Below are 22,081 nucleotides of genomic sequence, written 5' to 3'. Positions count from 1 at the left end.
ATCAATACGTATAAAACATCCGCTGGATTTCTTTGGTGCTGGTCGTCTTCGTCAACGCCAGCATCAGCAGGATGCGCGCCTTCTGGGGACTGAGCGTATCGGCCACAACGAAGTCCAGCTGGTCGTCATTGGCTTCGCCATTGCGTGCCACGATGCCTTGGCCGACGCGGCTCGCGCGCACCACGATGACACCCTTGGCCCGCGCAGCCACCAGCGCCGGTTTGGTTTTGGCAGGCAGGCTGCCGTTGCCGACACCCGCATGCACCAGGCCCTTGGCGCCGGCTGCCACCAGCGCATTGACCGCCACATCGCCCACATTCGCATACGCGTACGCCACATCCACCAGCGGCAGCGCGTCCAGTTTGGCCAGATCGAACTCGGTATCGACCGTGTGCTTGCGCGTCACGTCGCGATAAAAGAACGGCTTGCCGCCCTGGATGTAGCCGATCATGCCCAGCTCCATCGTGCGGAAGGTGTCCGCCGTCGTCGTATTGGCCTTGGTGACGTCGCGCGCCGCGTGGATCTGGTCATTCATCGCCACCAGCACGCCGCGGCCCGCCGCTTCAGGCGTACCGGCCAGGCGCACCGCGTTGTACAGATTGATCGGGCCGTCGGCCGACAGCGCCGTTGACGGCCGCATCGAGCCGACCACCACCACCGGCTTCCTGCTCTTGACGACCAGGTTCAAAAAGTATGCCGTCTCTTCCAGCGTGTCGGTGCCGTGCGTGATGACGATGCCATCGACGCTGCTTTGCGCCAGCAGCAGGTTGACGCGCCTGGCCAGTTGCAGCCACTGCGCATCACTGATGTTTTCGCTGGCGATCTGGAAGACCTGTTCGCCGCTGACGTTGGCCACCTTCGCGATCTCGGGCACGGCCGCGATCAGCGATTGCACGCCGACGGTGGCAGCGGTATAGCCGATCGTCGTCGTGCTGCTGGCGCCTGTCCCGGCGATGGTGCCGCCGGTGGCGAGGATCGTCACGTTCGGCAGCTTGGCGGTCTGGGCCTGGACCGCGGCGGCGAACAAAAAAAGAACGCCGCACAGGGCGGCGCGGGCAGATTGCGGGAACAGCATGAAGGTCTCCGGGTTTTTCAAACCCGGCAGCTTACAGCTTTTTAAAGACGACGCCATCCTTCATCACGAACCTGACCTGCTCGAGCAGCTTGACGTCCTTGAGCGGGTCGCCCTCGACCGCGATGATGTCAGCCGCGAACCCCGGCGCGATCGCGCCCAGGCGCTTGGGTTGGTCGAGCAGCACGGCCGCATTGACGGTCGCGGCGCGGATCGCCTCGATCGGCGTCATGCCCGCTTCGACCATGTAGCCGAATTCCTTCGCATTCTCGCCATGCGGGAACACGCCGGCATCGGTGCCGAACGCGATCTTCACGCCGGCCTTGTGGGCGCGGGCAAACGTGGCCTGCAACTGCGGCCCGATCGCCGCTGCCTTGGGCTGCACCAGCGCCGAATAGTAGTTCGGCACCTTGGCCTTGTCCGCCACGTAGCGGCCGGCCGAGATGGTCGGCACGTACCAGCCGCCGGTCTTCTTGAAAAGCGTGATGACGTCGTCGTCCATCAGCGTGCCATGCTCGATCGAGTCGACGCCGGCGCGCAGCGCGCGCTTCATGCCTTCCGCGCCGTGGGCGTGGGCCGCGACGCGAAAGCCGTAATCCTTCGCGGTCGTGACCACGGCGCGCAGCTCGTCCTCGGTGTACTGCGAGTTCTGGCCGCTGGCGGCCTGGCTCAGCACACCGCCGGTGGCCGTCACCTTGATCAGGTCCGCACCATCCTTGTAGCGCTGGCGCACGGCCTGGCGCGCTTCTTCGGGGCTGTTGAGCACGCCCTCGACCGGGCCGGGCGTGCCGATCTTCTCGTTCAGGAAATGCGACAGGTTGTTGGTGGGATCGGCGTGGCCGCCCGTGGTGGCCAGTGATTTACCGGCCGTGAACATGCGCGGGCCCGGCACGTCGCCGGCGGCGATCGCGCGCTTCAGGGCGATGTTCAGGTCATCGGCCGCGCCCAGGTCGCGCACTGTCGTGAAGCCCGCCATCAGCGTGCGCTCGGCAAACTTGATCGAGCGGTAGGCCATGTCGGCCGGGTTGGCCGTAAGGCGGTCACGGTAGGCGTCCACTGCCGGCAGGGTCTCGCTGGTCAGGTGCACGTGCATGTCGATCAGGCCGGGCAGGCAGGCGTGGCGCGACAGATCGATGTTGCCGGGGGCGCCGGTCATGGGGCCGACCGAGACGATGCTGCCGTTCTCGATGACGATGCTGACGCGTTCGCGCCAGGTGCCTTGCTGCACGTCCAGCAGGCGGCCGCAATCGACTGTCTGGGTGGCAGCGTGCGCGCTGTTCAAGGCCAGCAGCATGCCGGCGGCCAGTATGGTTTTCATCGTTCGTCCCTCGTTATTTTCATGAAAAAAAAGGCCCTCCATCGCTGGAAGGCCTTCGGTGTCAGGCAATGCCCGCGGCGCCTAGCGCAGTGGTGAAATGGCGGGTTCGGCGTTCGGCTCGCCGAGCTCGCCCTCCCACTTGGCCACGACGGCGGTGGCGATGCCGTTGCCGATGACGTTGGTGGCCGAGCGGGCCATGTCCAGGAAGTGGTCGATCGCCAGCAGCAGCAGCAGGCCGGCTTCCGGGATGTCGAACTGGTTCAGCGTGGCGGCGATCACGACCAGCGACGCGCGCGGCACGCCGGCCATGCCCTTGGAGGTCAGCATCAGCACCAGCATCATCGTGATCTGGGTGCTCATCGACAGCTCGATGCCGTAGGCCTGGGCGATGAAGACGGCGGCGAAGGTGCAGTACATCATCGAGCCATCGAGGTTGAACGAGTAACCGATCGGCAGCACGAACGAGGCCAGACGGTTCTTGACGCCGAAGCGCTCCAGGCCTTCCAGGGTTTTCGGGAACGCCGCTTCGGACGATGCGGTCGAGAAGGCCAGCAGGGTCGGGCCGCGCAGTTCGGCGATCAGGCGCAGGATGCGCGGGCCGACGAAGATCATGCCGATGGCGATCAACACCACCCACAGCAGCGCAATGCCGAAGTAGAACTGGGCCATGAAGACGCCGTAGGTCGACAGCACGCCCAGGCCGCTCTTGGCGATGATGCCCGAGACGGCGGCCAGCACTGCAATCGGTGCGAAGTTCATCACGTAGCCGGTCAGCTTGAGCATGACGTGGGCGACGCCGTCGATGGCGTCGATCATCGGCGTGGCGCGCGCGCCGACAGCGGCGGCAGCGGTGCCGAAGAACACCGAGAACACGACGATCTGCAGGATCTCGTTGCGGGCCATGCCGTCGACAATGGAGGTTGGCACCAGGTGGGTGATGAAGTCCTTCATCGTCAGGCCGCTGGTGGTAATGCCCGAAGCGGCGTCCACTGGCGGCATCATGCCGGCGGCGAACAGCGCATCACCGGGACGGAACAGGTTCACCAGGATCAGGCCCAGCGACAGCGAGATGAGCGAGGCGATGAAGAACCAGCCCAGCGCCTTGACGCCGATGCGGCCGACTTCCTTGGCGTCGCCCATCTTGGCGATGCCGACCACCAGGGTGGCAAACACCAGCGGCGCGATGATCATCTTGATCAGGCGAAGGAACAGCGTCGTGATCAACGACATCGTGTCGGCGAAGCTTTGTGCGCCGGCGGTGTCCGTGTTGGTGTTGACCAGATAGCCGACCAGAATACCGATCACCAGCGCGATCAGAATAAAAGTGGTCAGGCGGTTTCGATTGTTCATAAAGCTTCCTGTCTTTGGGACCTGTGCGACACCCGCGGCAACGGCGCTGTCGCTGGTGAATTGTTCGGGCAGTGGCTGGCTGTCGAGGACCGAAAGACCAGTTGATTCTGAAGATTATGGCAAGTTCCGCAGTATCCTAGCCGCTGTTGGTGCTGTCAAGCATGCCGTCGCGTGCGTCATTGCCCGTGTCGCGTGGTGATCCACGGCGCCCCGGCACAGGTAAAATACGCCATCCGTTTTCCGAGAGCCGCCATGTCCACCATCGAAATCCCCGACACCATCACCATCACCCGTCCCGACGACTGGCACCTGCACCTGCGCGACGGCGCGGCCATGGCCAGCGTGCTGCCGCACAGCGCACGCCAGTTCGCGCGCGCGATCGTGATGCCGAACCTGCGCCCGCCCGTGACCACCACGGCCATGGCGCTGGACTACCGCGCCCGGATCCTGGCCGCGCTGCCCGAGGGCGTGCAGTTCGAGCCCCTGATGACGCTGTACCTGACCGACAACACCAACCCGGACGAGATCCGCCGCGCGCAAGAGACGGGCTTCATCCACGCCGTCAAGCTGTACCCGGCCGGCGCCACGACCAATTCCGATGCCGGCGTGACCGACCTGACCAAGTGCTACAAGACGCTCGAAGTGATGCAGGAAATCGGCATGCCGCTGCTGGTGCACGGCGAAGTCACCAATAGCGACATCGACCTGTTCGACCGCGAAGCCGTGTTCATCGAGCGCGTCATGCGCCCGCTGCGCCGCGACATGCCGGCCCTGCCGGTCGTGTTCGAGCACATCACCACCAAAGATGCAGCCCAGTACGTGGCCGAAGCCGAAGGCCCGATCGCCGCCACCATCACCGCGCACCACCTGCTGTACAACCGCAATGAGCTGTTCAAGGGCGGCATCCGTCCGGACTTCTACTGCCTGCCGGTGCTCAAGCGCGAAGAACACCGCCTGGCGCTGGTCACCGCCGCCACCAGCGGCGACGAGCGCTTCTTCCTGGGGACCGACTCGGCGCCGCACGCGGTGCACACCAAGTACGCGGCCTGCGGCTGCGCGGGCTGCTACACGGCGCTACACGCGATGGAGATGTATACCGAAGCCTTCGCCCAGGCCGGCGCGCTCGACCAGCTGGAGGCGTTCGCCAGCTTCAATGGCCCGGCGTTCTACAACCTGCCGCGCAACGAGGGCACGATCACGCTCAAGCGCGAAGCCTGGACCTTGCCCGAATCGGTGCCGATGGCCGAGCACCAGCTGGTACCGCTCAACGCGGGCGAGACCATCAACTGGAAGATGCTGTAACACCGATGCTGCCGCCGATCGACTGGGCGCAGCCGTGGTATGACACGGTGCGCCCGGCCTTCGAGCGCGCCGCGCCGCCGCCTGAAGGCTTTATCGATGCCTTCAACGTCGCGGCGCGCGCGCTGGACTTGCGCAACGGCGCCGGCCAGCCACTGCGCTTCGTGCCGCAAGCGAGCCTGCCCGACGGCATGGCGTACGAGGCATTCATCGGCGCGACGGGGCAGGTGCCCACGCGCGATAATCTGCACGACTTTTTCAATGCGCTGGTGTGGCAGACGTTCCCGGGTATCAAGCGCGCCCTGAACACACTGCAGGCGGCGCAGATCGCGCAGGCCGGCGTGGGCAAGTCACGTGGACCGGCGCGCGACGCCGCTACGATCTTCGATGAGAATGCGGCGCTGCTGGTGGTGCGGGACACGGCTGCCGGGCGCGCGCTGGTCGACGACCTACGGGCACATCGCTGGCTCGAAGCGCTGTACGACGGGCGCGCGATGTTCGGCCGCGACGCCGAGGTCTGGCTGTTCGGCCATGCGCTGATGGAAAAGCTGGTCACGCCGCGCAAGGCGATCACGGCGCACACGCGCGTCGTGTTCGTGGACGACGCTTACTTTCTACTCGCGCCGGCTGCGCGCCGCGCCTGGATCGACGGCGAAGTGGCCGCTGCGCTGGCCGGCGAAGGCCTGGCGAGCAATGGGGCCGCAGCTGGCTTCACACCGCTGCAGGTGCTGGGCGTACCGGGCTGGTGGCCGGGGCAGGACGCTGATTTTTATCGTGATACCACCGTGTTCCGTCCACGCCGGACGGACTAACCAAGGAGAATGTGCATGGCTGAAGCGGTACGTTGGGGAATCCTCGGCACGGGCAAGATTGCCCATGCCTTTGCCACTGCACTCAAGGATGTGCCGGGCGCGGTGCTGGCCGGCGTGGCGTCACGCAGCCAGGAAAAGGCCGATGCATTCGGCCACGAATTCGGCGCGCTGGCCAGTTACGGCTCGTACGAAGCACTGGCCGCGAACCCGGACATCGACCTGGTCTACATCGGCACGCCGCACCCGCAGCATGTCGAGAATGCGTCGATGGCCCTGCGCGCCGGCAAGGGCGTCCTGTGCGAAAAGCCGTTCACGATGAACCTGCGCGAAGCCGAGCAGGTCGTCACGCTCGCGCGCTCGAAGCGCCTGTTCCTGATGGAGGCAATGTGGACGCGCTACCTGCCGGCCTACCAGGAAGTCCAGCGCATCCTGGCGTCCGGCGAAATCGGCACGCCGCGCCAGGTGGTGGCCGACTTCGGATTTGCCGCCACGTTCGGCCCCGAGCACCGCGTGTTCAATCCCGAGCTGGGCGGCGGCGCGTTGCTCGACCTGGGCATCTATCCGCTGTCGATCGCCGCTGGCCTGCTTGGCCCGGTGACGGAAATCCGCGCCCAGGCCGAGATGGGCCCGACCGGCGTCGACGTGCAGACGGGCTTCACGCTCAAGCACGAAGGCGGCGGCATGTCGGTCTGCAGCTGCTCGCTGCTGGCGCGCACGCCGGCCGAACTGACGGTGGCGGGCGAGCGCGGTCACGTGCGCATGAACACGCGCTTCCACTGCGCGACATCGGTCACGGTCACGCTCGACGACGGCACCTCGCGCACGATCGACACGCCGTATCTCGGCAACGGCTACGTGCACGAAGCCATCGAGGCGCAGCGCTGCTGGCAAGCCGGTTTGCTGGAAAGCCCGGTGATGACGCAGCGTGAAACGCTGGCGCTGATGGGCGTGATGGACGAGATCCGCCGGCAGATCGGCTTGCGTTACGACGCGGACCGCGTACGCCCGCCAGCATGATGCTTGGCGCTGTCAAGCACTTCGGGTCAGATCGACAAACAACAAGGACACCATGAAACGCGATGCTCGCTCCACCGCCCGTGTACGGCGCCTCAATCAACGTCAACGCAAGAAGCTGCGCGTTGGCGAATTTACGGAGTATGTCTTCGATGTCGAGCTGACGTTCCGCGAATCGATCGATGAACATGTGCACAGCGCCCTCATTGATGACTTGTCCGGTTTTATCGAGGAGCGCGGGATGCTCGGTGGCGGTTTCGGCGGACGCTTCCCTTTGACCGCAACATCTGGCGTGATCACGACGTTGGAACGCGGCTCACCGGGCGAAGACGATCGCGAGGCCGTCGAGCAGTGGTTACGTGCCCGGCCAGAGGTGGCCGATGTCCGTGTTCATGCATTGGTCGATGGATGGCACGGCGGAACCCAATATGGGCATGATCGTACCCAATAAAGGTATGTTCCGGGTCAGGTGGCTGGTGGCTTCGACGCGACCGCCCCATCCAGCCGCCTGAACAACTCTCGATGCAGGTCCCGCGTGTGCTTTTCCATGTGCTTGCGCGCATGCGCGATCTCTTGCAGCTCACGCTGCGCCACATCGTTCTTGCCATTGGCGATGGCCCACAGCGCCAGTTCGACGCGCGCATCGATACTCCCGAAGCGTTCCACCACTGACTCGAACTGCACGCCGGCCTTAAGCTGCTGATTGTTCCCGGCATACGCGCGGCCCAGCGCCAGCGCGACCTCATCGGCGCGAAAGCCCGGCTGCCGGTCTTGTAGCGACGCGAGCAGCGCAATCGCTGCCGCCGGCTGGCCATGCGCCGCATTGGCGCGCGCAGCGCCTAGGATCACTTCCGGATCGCCCGCGAACGGCCCGCGCAGGCACGCATCGTAATGCTGGACCGCTTCGTCGGACTGGCCCGCACCCAGCAGGGCGGCGGCCAGGCGCATCTGGTTGTGGGCCGTCGGGGTCAGGTCAAACGCACGCCGCGCTTCGCGCACGTCGCGCCCCGGATCGATGGTTTTCTGCAGCGCGCGGGTGGCGATGCGGCCCTGACGCTGAAGGCGCGACGCGGGCAGGTACTCGGCCACGAAGTAGGCCAGGCTGCCAAGAAGCGGGAACGAGAACAGGATCAGCAGCCAGTACATCTGGCGCCCATTGCGCAGCGCGTGAACCGCGAAGAACAGCGCGATCAGAAAGTGCAGTCCGAGTCCGACGATAGGCATGCCAGGTTCCGTATTGAATGGTGAATGAGAGGCGCAACTGCCCCGGGCAGGGCGTTGCAACTCAGCCAAGATAGCCGCAAACAGGGCGCAAATTTCTAACGGATTGTCACAGTGCGTTTGTACAACACGGTAAGCGCCCAGACGGGAAATGCCATCCGGCCGTCCTCAATATCCTGCTAGAGTTAAGCTGTTGCCTAACGGGAATTCTCATGTCTGCAGAACGGAATGTGGCGGTATTGGTCGATTGCGAAAATGCGCAGAGCGGCGTGCTCGATCAGGCGATGCAGCATGCATCGAGCCTTGGGCGTGTGGTGCTGCGGCGCGGTTACGGCAACGCGGCTTCGCTGACCAACAAGTGGCAGGAAGCGCTGATCCGTCACGGCTTCGCGCCATGCCTGCAATTCCAGTATGTGGGTGGGAAGAACACGGCCGATATCGCGCTGGCGCTGGACGCACTGGAGATGCTGCTCGACGGGCGCGCCAACCAGTTCGTGATCGTGACGAGCGATTCGGATTTTGTCGGCTTGTGCCGCAAGCTGCAGGAGCGCGGGGCTGGTGTGCATGTCGTTGGCGAAGTGAAGACGCCTATGGCCTTGCGTCATGCGTGTGACCGGTTTCATGAAGCGGGGCCCATCGCAGCGAAAGTCGAACCGCCAGCGGCGCCGGTCGCTGAAAACGTGGTGGTTGATTGGCGCAGCTTATTGGTCAAGACGGTTCGCAAAGTCGCCAAAGTCTCCCAAAATGGACTGGTCAACCTGAGCGAACTGGGAACCCAGCTCAGGAAAACCAGCCCCGGGTTTTCGCCAGCAGCGCACGGTCACACCAAGTTGCGCACAATGATCGAGGCTTGCGAGCAGTTGCGACTGCACCAGACTGCCGGTGGCCATTGCAGCGTCGGCATGGCGTCCAAAGCTGAACCGGCCTCTCCCATTCTGCGCGCCGTCTAAACCTTTAAGAACTCCTCACGCCCACCCAGCCAGCGCGCAAGGTGCGCATCGACGACCGCCATCTTTTCAGGCGTCTCGCCATCAAGCAGCCACTGCGCCACGTCGCGCGCCCGGTCGACCATCCACTGGTCGATCTCCAGGTCGGCAAAGCGCAGCATCGCCTGTCCTGACTGGCGCGCGCCCAGAAACTCACCAGGCCCGCGAATCTCCAGGTCACGCCGCGCGATCTCGAAACCGTCCGTCGTCTCGCGCATCGTCAGCAGGCGCTGCTTGGCCACCTGACCCAGCGGCGACTGGTACAGCAGCAGGCACACCGAAGCCGCCGAGCCGCGGCCCACGCGCCCGCGCAACTGGTGCAGCTGCGACAGGCCGAAACGCTCCGCATGCTCGATCACCATCAGCGATGCATTGGGCACGTCCACGCCCACCTCGATCACGGTCGTCGCCACCAGCACATGCACCTGGCCCGCCGTGAACGCGTCCATTACTTCCTGCTTCTCGGCCGGCTTCATGCGGCCATGCACCAGCCCTACCTGCAGGTCGGGCAGCGACTCGGCCAGCGTCTCGTAGGTCTCGGTCGCGGTCTGCAGTTGCAGCGCTTCGGATTCCTCGATCAGCGGGCAGACCCAGTACACCTGGCGGCCTTCGAGCGCCGCGGCGTACACGCGCTCGACGACTTCGTCGCGGCGGTTCTGGTCGATGGCGCGCGTGACGATCGGGCTGCGTCCCGGCGGCAGTTCGTCGATCACCGAGACTTCGAGGTCGGCGTAATACGTCATCGCCAGCGTGCGCGGGATCGGCGTGGCCGACATCATCAGCTGGTGCGGCACCAGGCCGTCGCTGCCCTTGTTGCGCAGCGTGAGGCGCTGGCCGACGCCGAAGCGGTGCTGTTCGTCGACGATCACCAGGCCCAGTTTCGCGAACTGCACCGAGTCCTGAATCAGCGCGTGCGTGCCGATCACCAGGTTGGCTGCGCCCGATTCGATCAACGCGTTCGACGCCGCCTTGTCCTTTTTCTTCAGACTGCCGGTGAGCCACGCGACCTTCACGCCGAGGGGCTCCATCCACGCCGCGATCTTGCGGAAGTGCTGCTCGGCCAGGATCTCGGTCGGCGCCATCAGGGCGGCCTGGTAGCCGCTGTCGATCGCCTGCGCGGCGGCCAGCGCCGACACCACCGTCTTGCCGCTGCCGACGTCGCCCTGCAGCAGGCGCTGCATCGGGTAGCCGGCGCGCAGATCGGCGCGGATTTCTTCGACCACGCGCTGCTGAGCACCGGTCAGCGCGAAGGGCAACCCGGCCAGGAAGCCTTCGGACAACTGGCCCACCGCGCGTAGTGGCGGCGCGCCTTTTTCGCGGCGCGCACGCTGCGCGCGTTTCAGCGACAACTGCTGCGCCAGCAGTTCGTCGAACTTCATGCGGTCCCAGGCCGGATGCGAGCGCTCGATCAGCGCATGCTCGTCGACATCCGCCGGCGGGTAGTGCAGCAGTTTCACGGCCGGCTCGAAGTCCATCAGGTCCATGCGCTTGCGGATCGCGGGCGGCACGGTGTCGGCCCAGTCGATGCGCTTCATCGCGTCGGCGATCGCGCGCCGCAGCACCGTTTGCGACAAGCCTTCGCCGGCCGGGTACACGGGCGTGAGCGAGGCGGGCAGGGGCGCGCCTTCGTTGACCACCTTGTAGCCCGGGTGGACCATCTCGGCGCCGAAGAAGCCGTGTTTGAGTTCGCCCCGCGCGCGGATACGCACGCCTTCGGCCATCTGCTTGACCTGGCTGCCGTAGAAATTCATGAAGCGCAGCAGCAGGTCGCCCGATGCATCGGCGATCGTCACGAGAAGCTGGCGGCGCGGCTTGAACGAGATCTCGTTCTTGGTCACGATACCTTCCACCTGCCAGGTCTGGCCGCCGCGCATGCAGGCATCCCGGATCGTGATGATCTGGGTCTCGTCCTCGTAGCGCAGCGGCAGGTGCAGCACCAGGTCCATGTCGGTGCGCAGGCCGAGGCGGGCGAGCTTGCTTTCGAGCGTTTTTGGGGGCGTTGTGGTTTTAGGGGCGGGCATATTGCGGCAAAGTGGCGCTTGCTGACGTAAAATAGAAGGTTCGCCGTATGCGCTTCAAGCCTCTATTGTAAAGCTGGCAGCATTGATTTGCCGAGATTTGCCCAACCAATTGAACATCATGTATTCGCTATCCGATTTCGACTTCGACCTGCCCCCCGAGCGCATCGCGCAATTGCCGCTGCCGGACCGCAGCGCGTCGCGCCTGCTGCACCTCGATGGCGACCAGATCATCGACCGCCAGTTCGCCGACATCGTCGACCAATTGCAGGCGGGCGACCTGCTCGTGATGAACAACACCCGCGTGCTCAAGGCACGCTTCTTCGGCGTCAAGGAATCCGGCGGCCAGGTCGAGGTGCTGGTCGAGCGCGTGCTCGACAACCGCACGGTGCTGGCCCAGGTCCGCGCGTCGAAGTCGCCGAAACCCGGCAACCGCATCCGCCTGGCCGACGCCTTCGATGTGACGGCAGGCGAGCGCGCCGGCGAATTCTTCACGTTGCACTTTGAAGGCGATGTGTTCGACCTGATCGAAGCGCATGGCCGGCTGCCGCTGCCGCCGTACATCGAGCACACCGCCGACGAATTCGACGAACAGCGTTATCAGACGGTGTACTCGAAAGAGCCGGGCGCCGTGGCTGCGCCCACGGCCGGCCTGCATTTCGACCAGCCGCTGCTCGACCGCCTGGCCGCGAAAGGCGTGAACTTTGCCTACGTCACGCTGCACGTGGGCGCTGGCACCTTCCAGCCGGTGCGGGTCGAAGACCTCAGCGAGCACAAGATGCACACCGAGTGGTACACAATCGCGCAAGAGACGGTGGACGCGGTGCGCGCCACCCGGGCCGCAGGCCGCGATGTGATTGCCGTCGGCACGACGAGCCTGCGCGCGCTGGAGTCGGCCTCGCAAAGCGGCGAGCTGGTTGCCGGCAGCGCCGACACGGCCCTGTTCATCACGCCCGGCTACACCTTTAAAACTGTCACGCGCCTGGTGACCAACTTCCACCTGCCCAAGTCGACACTCCTGATGCTGGTGTCGGCCTTTGCCGGCTACGCGCCGATCCGCGCCGCGTATGCGCACGCGATCGCCAACGAATACCGCTTCTTCAGCTATGGCGACGCCATGCTCTTGAGCACCACCTCACGATAAGTCAGAGAACACATGCTCGAATTTACCCTGCTCAAAAAAGACACCAGCGGCCTGTCGCACGCCCGCCGCGGCCGCCTGAAGCTCAACCACGGCACCATCGAAACCCCGATCTTCATGCCGGTCGGTACCTATGGCTCGGTCAAGGCGATGGACCCGATCGAACTGACGGACGTCGGCTCGCAGATCATCCTGGGCAATACCTTCCACCTGTGGCTGCGCCCGGGCGTGGACGTGATGAACAAGTTCGGCGGCCTGCACAAGTTCATGGGCTGGAATGGCCCGATCCTGACCGACTCGGGCGGCTTCCAGGTGTTTTCGCTGGGCGCGATGCGCAAGATCACGGAAGAGGGCGTCAAGTTCGCCTCGCCGATCGACGGCTCGAAACTGTTCCTGTCGCCAGAAATCTCGATGCAGATCCAGCGCGCGCTCAATTCGGACATCGTGATGCAGTTCGACGAATGCACGCCCTACGAAATCGACGGCCGCCCTGCCACCGCCGAAGAAGCAGCGAAATCGATGCGCATGTCGCTGCGCTGGGCCCAGCGCTCGATGAATGAATTCACGAGCGGCGGCAACCCGAACGCGCTGTTCGGCATCGTCCAGGGCGGCATGTACGAGCACCTGCGCGACGAGTCGCTCGCGGGCCTGGAGGACATCAACTTCCCGGGGCTGGCCATTGGTGGCCTGTCGGTCGGCGAGCCGAAGGAAGACATGAAGCGCATCCTGGCCCACGTCGGTCCGCGCCTGCCCGAGAACAAGCCGCACTACCTGATGGGCGTGGGTACGCCGGAAGACCTGGTCGATGGCGTGGCCAACGGCGTCGACATGTTCGACTGCGTGATGCCGACCCGGAACGCCCGCAACGGCTGGCTGTTTACGCGCTTTGGCGACGTCAAGATCAAGAATGCGCGCTACAAGGAAGACATGGCGCCGCTCGACGAGAGCTGCACCTGCTATTGCTGCCAGAATTTCTCGCGCGCCTACCTGCACCACCTGCACCGCTCGAACGAGATCCTGGGCGCGCGCCTGAACACGATCCACAACCTGCATTACTACCTGAATCTGATGCAGGAAATGCGCGACGCGATCGACGCCGACGGCTTCCAGGCTTTCCGCGTCAAGTTCGCGGCTGACCGCGCGCGCGGCGTGTAAGCACTTGCTTACCGTGCGGCCCTGATCTTGCGGTATTGACGGTCGGGGCTGCATGCAATATCGACCGGTTTGTCTTGCAATACCTGAAAGCAAGACGACATACTGCCGGATATGGTTTGCGGCTTCTGGCCGATGCTAGAATACACCGCTTATTTTTTTAACTTCACCATCGGAGTTCTTGTGTTCATTTCCAACGCGTACGCGCAAACTGCCCCTGTCGCCGATGCCGGCATCATGGGTAGCCTGACGACCTTCCTGCCGCTGATCCTGATGTTCGTGGTCATGTATTTCCTGATGATCCGTCCTCAGCAGAAACGCCAGAAAGAGGCGAAAGCCATGATGGACGCACTGGCCAAGGGCGACGAAGTCGTGACCGCCGGCGGTATCGTCGGCCGTGTTTCGAAAGTGGCCGAAGCCTATGTGACGCTGGAAGTTGCCGTCGGCACCGAAATCACCATGCAAAAAAATTCGGTGACCACGCTGCTGCCAAAAGGCACGCTCAAAGCCCTGTAAGCCTTAGCTGTGCGCCGTGCGGGGCAACCCGCACTGCCTAACCTGAACGCCGGAACACTATGAATCGCTATCCCGTCTGGAAATACATACTGATCGTCATTGCGCTGCTGCTGGGCGCCTTGTACACGGCACCGAACTACTTCGGCGAAACGCCGGCGTTGCAGGTCACATCAGGCCGCTCTACCCTGAATATCACGAGTGCCTCCACTACCGTGGTCGAGGATGCGCTCAAGCGTGCCGGCATTCCTTCCACCGGTATCACCCTCGAAGGCACGGGCCACACCACGTCGGTGCGCGCGCGCTTCGCCGGTACCGAAGAACAGTTCAAGGCCAAGCTGGCCCTCGAACGCGAATTGAACCGCGATCCTGCCAATCCCGATTACATCGTCACCGTCAATCTGGTAAAGAACACCCCGGCCTGGATGACGGCCATTGGCGCAGCGCCGATGAGCCTGGGCCTGGACTTGCGCGGCGGCGTGCACTTCCTGCTGCAGGTCGACACCAAGGCGGTCCTCGACAACAAGGTCAAGGCCCTGCAGTCGAGCGTGCGCAGCAACCTGCGTGACAAGAACGTGCGCCACAGCGGCATCGAGCGCGTGCGCGACACCATCGAAGTGCGCTTCCGCGACGCCGCCACCCGCAGCAATGCGCGCAATGTGCTGGCCGCGCAGTCGAGCGAGCTGGCCTTTGCCGACGCCGCCGATGGCGCCGACATGAAGCTGGTCGTGAGCCTGAAGCCCGAAGCCATCAAGCGCTCGGTCGAAGACGGCATCAAGCAGAACATCATGACGCTGTCCAAGCGCATCAATGAACTGGGCACCACCGAGCCGATTATCCAGCAGCAGGGCGCCGACCGCATCGTGGTCCAGCTGCCAGGTGTGCAGGACGTCGCCCGCGCGAAAGACATCATCGGCCGTACCGCCACGCTCGAACTGCGCATGGTCGACACCACCGTGACCCCGGGCACCGAGCTGTCGGCAGCGATTCCGCTGAACTCCGAACTGTTCACCGAAGGCCGCGGCGCACCGATCGTCGTCTCGCGCGACATCATCCTGACCGGCGAATCGATTTCGAGCGCCACCGCCAGCTTCGACCAGAACCAGCAGCCTGCCGTCTCGCTCGACCTGAACGGCGATGGTGGCCGCCGCATCCGCCTGGCCACGCGTGAAAACGTCGGCAAGCGCATGGCGATCCTGCTGAAAGAAAAGGGCGTCTACAACGTGCTGTCGGCCCCGACCATCCAGAGCGAACTGGGTTCGAGCTTCCAGATCACCAATATGGGCACCTCGCAGGACGCCAACGAGCTGGCACTGCTGCTGCGCTCGGGCGCGCTGTCGGCGCCGATGGAATTCGTCGAAGAACGTGTGATCGGCCCGCAACTGGGCGCCGAGAACATCGAGCGCGGCCTGCACTCGACCATCTGGGGCTTCGTGGCAATCGCGATCTTCATGATCATCTACTACCACCTGTTCGGCGTGTTCTCCGCGCTGGCGCTGGCGGCCAACGTGCTGTTCCTGCTGGCCCTGCTGTCGATCTTGCAGATCACGCTGACCCTGCCGGGTATCGCGGCAATCGCGCTGGCACTGGGCGTGGCAATTGACTCGAACGTGCTGGTGAACGAACGTATCCGTGAAGAGCTGCGAGCCGGCGCGACGCCGCAGGCGGCGATTTCGGCCGGTTCCAAGCACGCCTGGGACACCATCGTCGACTCCAACGTGACCACGCTGATCGTCGGCCTGGCGCTGCTGATCTTCGGTTCCGGTCCGGTGCGCGGCTTTGCCGTGGTCCACTGCCTGGGCATCCTGACCTCGATGTTCTCGGCCGTGGTCGTGGCGCGCGGTTTCGCCAACCTGTGGTACGGCCGCCAGAAGAAGCTGACGAAGATTTCGATCGGCACGGTCTGGCAGCCTGGCATGACGCCTAACAAGAAGTAAGCACCGGGATACGACAATGGAATTTTTCAAGATCAAACGGGACATCCCGTTCATGCGCCACGCGCTGGTCCTCAATGCGATCTCGGTGATCACATTCGTGGCGGCGGTGTTTTTCCTGATCACCAAGCCCCTGAACTTCTCGGTGGAGTTCACGGGCGGCACGGTGATGGAGCTGCTGTATCCGAAGGCGGCGGACCAGGAAAAGATCCGCAACACGCTGCGCGGCATGGGCTATTCGCACCCTGAGGTGGCCAGCTTCGGCACCGCGCAGGACATCATGCTGCGCCTGCCGATCGTCGCGGGCGCGCCAGCGGCGAGCAGCTCGACGGCCGTGTTCAACGCGATTTGCCGCGACGATCAGGGCACGACCAAGCAGACGCAAACGACGACCGACAAGGGTGAAGTGCTCAACCGCACCAGCTGCGTCGCGCCAGGCGGGCAAGAGTTGATCAGCCTGCAGCAAGTGCAGTTCGTCGGTCCGTCGGTCGGTGACGAGCTGGCCCAGAACGGCCTGAACGCACTGCTGATGGTCATTCTGGGTATTGTGGTCTACCTGGCGATCCGCTTCGAATGGAAATTCGCCGTCGCCGCCGTGATCGCCAACCTGCACGACGTGGTCATCATTCTGGGCTTCTTCGCGTTCTTCCAGTGGGAATTCTCGCTGACGGTGCTGGCTGCAACGCTGGCGGTGCTGGGCTACTCGGTCAACGAGTCGGTCGTCATCTTCGACCGGATCCGCGAGATGTTCCGCAAGCAGCGCCGCATGAGCGTGCCTGAAGTGATCGATCACGCGATCACCAGCACGATCTCGCGCACGATCATCACGCACGGTTCGACGCTGATGATGGTCTTGTCGATGCTGTTCTTCGGCGGCTACGCGCTGCACTACTTCGCGATCGCGCTGGCCATCGGCATTCTCTTCGGTATCTACTCGTCGGTGTTCGTGGCGGCGGCCGTGGCGATGTGGCTGGGCGTCAAGCGTGAAGACCTGATCAAGCCGGTCAAAGAGAAAGACGACACCGACGGCGCCGTCGTCTGACCGATTGCACGATTGCGGCTTTGTGTGTGTCAACGCACGGAGCCGCGATGTGCCCGTATTTATAGTGGAACTGTCTCTTTCAGGACATCCCTAGTTTTGGACTTCACCCGCACCGGCAACGGCGCGGGTTTTTTTTGTCCCGCTTTCCTTACAGAAAAGCCGGGGTCAGGTCTGACATTCGGACACGATCTCGACAATAGCGAAGAAAAGCGGGGGTCAGGTCTGACATTTGGACACGACCTCGACATTCAGGCAGTCGGAACGAGCGGGCACCGGGCCATGTGAATAGTGGACAAGATACCATCGGAAGTGGCTACGGCTGAGTTCGTGTCCGAATGTCAGACCTGACCCCGGCTCCCGGCTGAGTTCGTGTCCGAATGTCAGACCTGACCCCGGCTCCCAGACCTGACCCCGGCTCCCGGCTCCGCTGTTTCGTTGATGTGGCCCGGGTGGTGGGCGTCAAGACGGTCCCCGAGTTCGTGGACCAACCCAACGTGCTGGAGCGCTTGCGTGAGATCGGCATCGACTTCGCACAAGGGTACTTGCTACACAAACCCGAGCCGATCGGGAACGTGTTCGGCGCTGTCGCGCTACTTACGCCGGTCTGCATCACCGCAGCGGCCAGGTCGATGATCTTGCCGCTGCTTTGAAAGGTGGCGTGCAAGCTGCTTTCTCTACAACTGCCACGGATGGTTGTTCCTGCCATCGAGCGCGCTGTCGAGATATGTCGCGGCGCTGATCAGGGCCAGGTGCGTGAACGCCTGCGGGAAATTACCGAGCAGCTCGGCCATGCCGGTGAATTCCTCGGCGTACAGTCCGACATGGTTGCCGTAGGCGAGCAGCTTTTCCATATTGTTGTGCGCCTGCTCCAGGCGCCCGGCGCGCGCCAGGCATTCCACGTACCAGAACGAACAGGCCGCGAACGCGCCTTCCTCGCCCTCAAGGCCATCGTCGCGGTCGTAGCGCAGCACCAGCGCGTCGTCGCCGAGCTGGTCGCCGATGGCGTCGAGCGTGGCCAGCCACTGCGGGTCGGTCGAGCCGATGAAGCGCACCAGCGGCATCATCAGCATCGCGCCATCGAGGTCGGTGGAACCCTTGCTGCGCACGAAGTGGCCCAGTTCCTTGTTCCAGAACGTGGCCCAGATGTAGTTGGCGATGTCGTTGCGCGCCGCAATCCAGCGGTCGAACGGGGCAGTCAGCGAGCGCTTGCCGGCCAGGCGGATGGCCCGGTCGACCGCCACCCAGCACATGAGTTGCGAGTGCAGGTGCTCGCGCGGCGCTTCGCGGCCTTCCCAGATGCCGGCGTCGGGCCGGCGCCAGTTGTCGCACACGAAGCCGACCACGTGGCACACGCCGAGCCAGTCGGCGTGCGAGATCGCTTCGCCGTACTTGTTGCTCAGGTAAACCGCGTCGAGGAGGGCGCCGAAGATATCGAGCTGCAGCTGGGTCGCCGCGTCGTTGCCGATCCGGACCGGCTGCGAGCCCGCATAACCGGCCAGGTGATCGAGATCGACTTCGGCCTGTACTTCGCCGCCGTCGAGCGCGTACATGATCCGCAACTGGCCGTCATCCGGCCCGTGGGTGGGCCGCTCGGCCGACCAGCGCGTGAACGCCTTGGCTTCGTCGGTGTAGCCGAGCCGCATCAGCGCATACACGGTGAACGAGGCATCGCGGATCCAGGTCGAGCGGTAATCCCAGTTGCGCGAGCCGCCCAGCACCTCGGGCAGACCGAAGGTGGCGGCAGCGACCATCGAACCGTAACGGCGCGATGTCATCAGCTTGAGCACCAGCGCCGAGCGCGTGACGTCCTCGCGCCAGCGGCCCTTGTAGGTCGAGCGCCTGGCCCAGTTGCGCCAGTGCGCGACGACGTCAACCACCAGCGTATCGCGCGCCGCCTGGTCAAGGGGCGGGTCGCCTTCTTCGTCCATGACGAAATCGACCGACTCGCCCGCCTTCATCACGAAGGTAGCGCCGGCGCCGCCTTCGGCAGCCGTAAAGTCAACAGGCGCGCACAGGCGCAGCGATGGCGCGCCGGCGGCGGAAAACACCACATGGTCCGAGGCGATGCTGACCTCGGGCTGCAGGCGCGCATAGTCAAAGCGCGGCTGGCAATCGAGGCGCATGCACACGTCACCTTTCGTGACCTGCACGCGGCGCAGCAGCCGCGCCGCGCCGTGGCCGATTTCCTCGGGGCCGGCCATCAGGTCAGTGACCTGGACACTGGCCTCGTCACTCAGCCACTGCGTGAGCAGGACGTTGGTGTCGGGCAGGTAGGTCTGCACGACGCGTGCATCCGCCATCTGCGGGGCGAGCGTGAAGTGGCCGCCCTTGTCCGGGTCGAGCAGGGCGGCGAAGATGCTGGGACTATCGAAGTCGGGCCAGCACAGAAAGTCGATCGTGCCGTCGGTGGCGACCAGCGCCATCGTGGCCAGGTTGCCGATCGCGCCGTGATCGGCAATAGGTCTTGGCGGCGGGGTGCGGGCCGGATTATCTGAACGTTCAACCATTGTCTTCGAAGCCCGGATACAGCGTCATGCCGCCATCGACATACACCGTGGTGCCGGTCATGTAGTCGGCCAGGTCGGACGCCATGAACAGCGCCAGCGCCGCGACGTCTTCCACGTCACCGATGCGGCCGTACGGGATCAGCTTGAGCAGCTTGTCGGCCGCCGCGCCTTCGGTGGCCTCGGCATTGATCGGCGTGCGGATCGCGCCCGGGGCGATGGCGTTGACGCGGATGCGGTCGGGCGCCACTTCCTGCGCCAGGGAGCGCATCAGCATGCCGATGCCGCCTTTGGACGCCGCATAGTTGACGTGGCCGGCCCAGGGAATGATCTCGTGCACCGAACTCATGCACAGGATGGCGCCGTTGGCGCGCATGCGGCCGCGGTTGCCCTGCTCGCGAAAGCGCCGGATGGCCGCGCGCGTGCACAGGAACTGGCCGGTGAGGTTGACGTCGATGACGGCTTGCCAGTCCTTGAGCGTCATCTCGGCGATCGGCGCGTCTTTCTGGATGCCCGAGTTGGCCACCAGGATATCGATGCCGCCGAACGCCTTGACGGTTTCGTCAAACAGGCGCGCGACATCGTCTTCATGGCCGACGTTGGCCTGGACCGCCACGGCGCGGCCACCGGCGCCAGTAATCTGGGCGACGACCTCTTCGGCCTTGTCGCGGCTGCTGTTGTAGTTGACGACGACCTGGGCGCCAGCCTCGGCGAACGCGAGGCTGATGCCGCGGCCGATGCCGGAATCGCCACCGGTGACGAGCACCACCTGGTCTTGCAAGCTGATTTTCATGGGATTCTCCAGAAGGTCGGGGCGCACTGTTGCGTACGCCATTTATTGGCGTGACCTTAGCAGAAAGCGGGGATGCGACCGGCACGCCAGGGGTGGCAATGGCGTGTGGAAAAACAGGGATAAAATCCGTGCGAAAAGATGGTGCGAGTGTGAGTCAGCGCACCGAGTGCGCACCCCGCGAGACATAAGATCGGGCTGTCTCTTTCAGGACATCCCTAGTTTTGGACTTTGGCCCGCTCCTCACCGAGCGGGCATTTTTTTGTCTACAGCAGCGCCGACACCAGGCTCTTGACCTCTTCGCCCGACTCTTCAAGTACACCCTTGAGCGTGCCGTGGCCGAACACGAAGTCGATGGTCGCTGCGGCCGCATAGGTCGTGGCGCCCACCGGCGCGAACAGCGGCGACGGGAACGGCGCCAGGTCATTGGCCAGCAGCAGCGTGTCGCCGAGCGTCTCGGGTGGCAGCGCGCGCATGCCGCCCCACAATGCTTCGATGGCGCTCATCACGGGCGCCGGCACGGCCAGCTGGTGCAGCACGCCGCGGCCGATGGCCGCTTCGCCATGGTCGAGCCAGGCATCCAAATTATCGTCCAGCAGCCCCGGCATCGCTTCGGCGCGCGACAGCAGATAAAAGCCGCCGACCTCGTGCACGATGCCGGCGAACAGGGCGGTTTCAGGGTCGACAAACGAGACGCGGCGCGCGATCACCTGGGCCAGTGCAGCCACGTGGGCCGAGTGGGTCCACAGCTGGTCGGCCTTCTTGCGCAGGCCCGGGTCGCGGATTTCGCTGGCCAGCTGGCGCACGATGACGGACGCGGCCAGCGCGCCCAGCGTGCGAAAGCCCACCCGCTGCACGGCGGCGGGCACGCTCGTGACGTCGTTACCGGACCGGTTGTAGGCGACCGAGTTGGCGATCGCCACCGTGCGCGCGGCCAGCAGCGGCTCGGCCTGCACGAGGCGGGCGGCGGCGTCGATGTGGCAGTCGGGTTCGCTCAACGCCCGCTGCAACTTGAGCGATGCGTGAACGCTGGTGGGGAACGTGAGTTCGCCCCGGCTGGCTTCAGCCGCGATGCTGTCGAGGGAGGAGAGTTGGTCCATGAAAAAATTATACCCCCAACCCATCGGAACGCGACCAAATATATTGCTCTAGAGAACCACTGGCAACGGCCTGTGGCATCCCTGCGACCGATTACGCTTCGCTGAAGATGGCGTCGCAGCCTTCTTTTGGCTCTTCGGTGTTTTCCAGCTCGTCGGCCAGGCCCAGGTCGAACAGTTCTTCGACCGCGTTCATGTAGCTGTTGAGCTTGGTTGCGCCGATGAGGCGGTAGATGTCGCCGGCTTCGTTGCGCACGCCGATCAGCATCGGTTCTTGCTGGACTTCGTCCAGGGGGGCGACGTCGAGCAGAATGTTGCCGATGATGTGCTTGTCGAAATGGGCGGGCTTCTTGTCGTCGATGAGGGCGGTTTTCAAGGCGTTTCCTTCAGGTGGGGTGGTGATGGCAGGGGACCGTTGCCGTGGCTGGCGATGCGGGTGCGCAGCAGCGTCAGGGCGGTTTCGAGCGTGGCGAAGTCGGTGTCGCTGTAAGCGTGGAACAATTCCTTGCCGCGTGCGATCACGAGCGGGAACACATCGCAGAATACCTGTTCGCCGGCCGGCGTGAGGCGCACGAAGAACGAGCGCTTGTCGTCGCAGCTGCGCTCGCGCAGTACCAGGCCCTTGTGCTCCAGGCGCTCGATGACGCCGGTGAGCGTGCCCTTGGTGATCAGGGTGCGCTCGCCCAGCTCCTTGTAGCTCATGCCGCTCGTGTTGCCGAGCGTGGCGATGATATCGAACTGCGCATGCGTCAAGCCATTCTGGCGCACGGCGTCGCCCGAGACGCGCTCGAAGCTCTGCATGCACTCGGCCAGCAGTC

General features: G+C 64.4%; 21 protein-coding genes. 11 read left to right on the top strand and 10 right to left on the bottom strand.

Translation table 11 applies throughout. The annotated features are described in order from the left end of the window. Position 1: 1 nt before the first annotated feature. From AC56LV_RS23685 to AC56LV_RS23675, 3 genes are all read right to left on the bottom strand, one after another. Positions 2-1,075 (bottom strand): type II asparaginase, encoded by a 1,074-nt coding sequence (locus AC56LV_RS23685; RefSeq protein WP_499561316.1) that lies wholly within the window; start codon positions 1,073-1,075, stop codon positions 2-4. A 31-nt stretch (positions 1,076-1,106) separates the two neighbouring features. Beyond that, positions 1,107-2,390, bottom strand: coding sequence for a metal-dependent hydrolase family protein (locus tag AC56LV_RS23680; protein ID WP_499561315.1), 1,284 nt, complete (start codon positions 2,388-2,390; stop codon positions 1,107-1,109). An 81-nt stretch (positions 2,391-2,471) separates the two neighbouring features. Then, a complete protein-coding gene (locus AC56LV_RS23675; RefSeq protein ID WP_499561313.1) occupies positions 2,472-3,740 on the bottom strand; it encodes a dicarboxylate/amino acid:cation symporter in 1,269 nt (422 codons plus the stop codon). 252 nt (positions 3,741-3,992) lie between these two features. Between AC56LV_RS23675 and pyrC the strand changes: the two genes are divergently transcribed. From pyrC to AC56LV_RS23655, 4 genes are read left to right on the top strand one after another with little or no spacing between them, the layout of a single operon-like run. Further along, positions 3,993-5,042, top strand: coding sequence for a dihydroorotase (gene pyrC / locus AC56LV_RS23670; RefSeq protein WP_499561312.1), 1,050 nt, complete (start codon positions 3,993-3,995; stop codon positions 5,040-5,042). 5 nt (positions 5,043-5,047) lie between these two features. After that, positions 5,048-5,851: a DUF3025 domain-containing protein gene (locus tag AC56LV_RS23665; RefSeq protein WP_499561311.1), complete on the top strand. Its 804-nt coding sequence runs from the start codon at positions 5,048-5,050 to the stop codon at positions 5,849-5,851. A gap of 15 nt (positions 5,852-5,866) precedes the next feature. After that, on the top strand, positions 5,867-6,868 hold the full coding sequence (locus AC56LV_RS23660; protein ID WP_499561309.1) for a Gfo/Idh/MocA family protein: 1,002 nt from the start codon (positions 5,867-5,869) through the stop codon (positions 6,866-6,868). Positions 6,869-6,920: 52 nt separating this feature from the next. Continuing rightward, positions 6,921-7,316, top strand: a complete 396-nt coding sequence (locus AC56LV_RS23655; protein WP_499561307.1) for a 50S ribosome-binding protein YggL — start codon at positions 6,921-6,923, stop codon at positions 7,314-7,316. A 14-nt stretch (positions 7,317-7,330) separates the two neighbouring features. On the opposite strand, the gene AC56LV_RS23650 is transcribed toward AC56LV_RS23655, so the two are convergent. Beyond that, positions 7,331-8,089 carry a hypothetical protein gene (locus AC56LV_RS23650; RefSeq protein ID WP_499561305.1) on the bottom strand — a complete coding sequence of 253 codons (759 nt, stop codon included), beginning with the start codon at positions 8,087-8,089 and terminating at the stop codon, positions 7,331-7,333. 227 nt (positions 8,090-8,316) lie between these two features. On the opposite strand from AC56LV_RS23650, the gene AC56LV_RS23645 reads away from it, so the two are divergent. Further along, a complete protein-coding gene (locus AC56LV_RS23645) occupies positions 8,317-9,036 on the top strand; it encodes an NYN domain-containing protein (protein ID WP_499561303.1) in 720 nt (239 codons plus the stop codon). On the opposite strand, the gene recG is transcribed toward AC56LV_RS23645, so the two are convergent. Next, positions 9,033-11,093 (bottom strand): ATP-dependent DNA helicase RecG, encoded by a 2,061-nt coding sequence (gene recG, locus AC56LV_RS23640; RefSeq protein ID WP_499561301.1) that lies wholly within the window; start codon positions 11,091-11,093, stop codon positions 9,033-9,035. The two genes, AC56LV_RS23645 and recG, sit on opposite strands and share 4 nt — an antisense overlap. A 118-nt stretch (positions 11,094-11,211) precedes the next feature. On the opposite strand from recG, the gene queA reads away from it, so the two are divergent. From queA to AC56LV_RS23610, 6 genes are all read left to right on the top strand, one after another. Continuing rightward, positions 11,212-12,234, top strand: coding sequence for a tRNA preQ1(34) S-adenosylmethionine ribosyltransferase-isomerase QueA (gene queA / locus AC56LV_RS23635; protein ID WP_183555982.1), 1,023 nt, complete (start codon positions 11,212-11,214; stop codon positions 12,232-12,234). Positions 12,235-12,246: 12 nt separating this feature from the next. Next, the gene (gene tgt / locus AC56LV_RS23630) at positions 12,247-13,386 is read left to right on the top strand and encodes a tRNA guanosine(34) transglycosylase Tgt (protein WP_499561299.1); all 1,140 of its coding nucleotides are present in this window, start codon (positions 12,247-12,249) and stop codon (positions 13,384-13,386) included. Positions 13,387-13,566: 180 nt separating this feature from the next. Further along, positions 13,567-13,899, top strand: a complete 333-nt coding sequence (yajC, locus tag AC56LV_RS23625; RefSeq protein ID WP_499561297.1) for a preprotein translocase subunit YajC — start codon at positions 13,567-13,569, stop codon at positions 13,897-13,899. A gap of 59 nt (positions 13,900-13,958) precedes the next feature. Continuing rightward, on the top strand, positions 13,959-15,833 hold the full coding sequence (secD, locus tag AC56LV_RS23620) for a protein translocase subunit SecD (protein ID WP_499561295.1): 1,875 nt from the start codon (positions 13,959-13,961) through the stop codon (positions 15,831-15,833). Positions 15,834-15,849: 16 nt separating this feature from the next. Further along, the gene (gene secF, locus AC56LV_RS23615; RefSeq protein WP_499561293.1) at positions 15,850-16,872 is read left to right on the top strand and encodes a protein translocase subunit SecF; all 1,023 of its coding nucleotides are present in this window, start codon (positions 15,850-15,852) and stop codon (positions 16,870-16,872) included. Between the two features lie 377 nt (positions 16,873-17,249). Beyond that, positions 17,250-17,522 carry an EAL domain-containing protein gene (locus AC56LV_RS23610; protein WP_499561291.1) on the top strand — a complete coding sequence of 91 codons (273 nt, stop codon included), beginning with the start codon at positions 17,250-17,252 and terminating at the stop codon, positions 17,520-17,522. Between the two features lie 24 nt (positions 17,523-17,546). Here the strand turns inward: AC56LV_RS23610 and AC56LV_RS23605 are convergent, their stop codons facing one another. From AC56LV_RS23605 to AC56LV_RS23585, 5 genes are all read right to left on the bottom strand, one after another. Further along, entirely contained in the window at positions 17,547-19,379 is a 1,833-nt protein-coding gene (locus AC56LV_RS23605; RefSeq protein ID WP_499561289.1) for a glycoside hydrolase family 15 protein, read from the bottom strand. Next, complete coding sequence (gene fabG, locus AC56LV_RS23600; RefSeq protein ID WP_499561287.1) at positions 19,372-20,169, bottom strand: 3-oxoacyl-ACP reductase FabG; 798 nt, start codon at positions 20,167-20,169, stop codon at positions 19,372-19,374. Before fabG ends, AC56LV_RS23605 begins: the two co-directional genes overlap by 8 nt. 263 nt (positions 20,170-20,432) lie before the next feature. Continuing rightward, positions 20,433-21,266, bottom strand: a complete 834-nt coding sequence (locus tag AC56LV_RS23595; protein WP_499561285.1) for an HDOD domain-containing protein — start codon at positions 21,264-21,266, stop codon at positions 20,433-20,435. Positions 21,267-21,357: 91 nt separating this feature from the next. Then, positions 21,358-21,639, bottom strand: a complete 282-nt coding sequence (locus AC56LV_RS23590; protein ID WP_332533499.1) for a hypothetical protein — start codon at positions 21,637-21,639, stop codon at positions 21,358-21,360. After that, positions 21,636-22,064 (bottom strand): MarR family winged helix-turn-helix transcriptional regulator, encoded by a 429-nt coding sequence (locus AC56LV_RS23585; protein WP_258835947.1) that lies wholly within the window; start codon positions 22,062-22,064, stop codon positions 21,636-21,638. The genes AC56LV_RS23590 and AC56LV_RS23585 overlap by 4 nt, the downstream gene beginning before the upstream one ends. Between the last annotated feature and the right edge of the window lie 17 nt (positions 22,065-22,081).

It is taken from the genome of Telluria sp. RB2R28 (assembly GCF_059685835.1).
The sequence above is the reverse complement of the archived record's forward strand: the minus strand, read 5'-3'. Positions and strand labels throughout refer to the sequence as shown.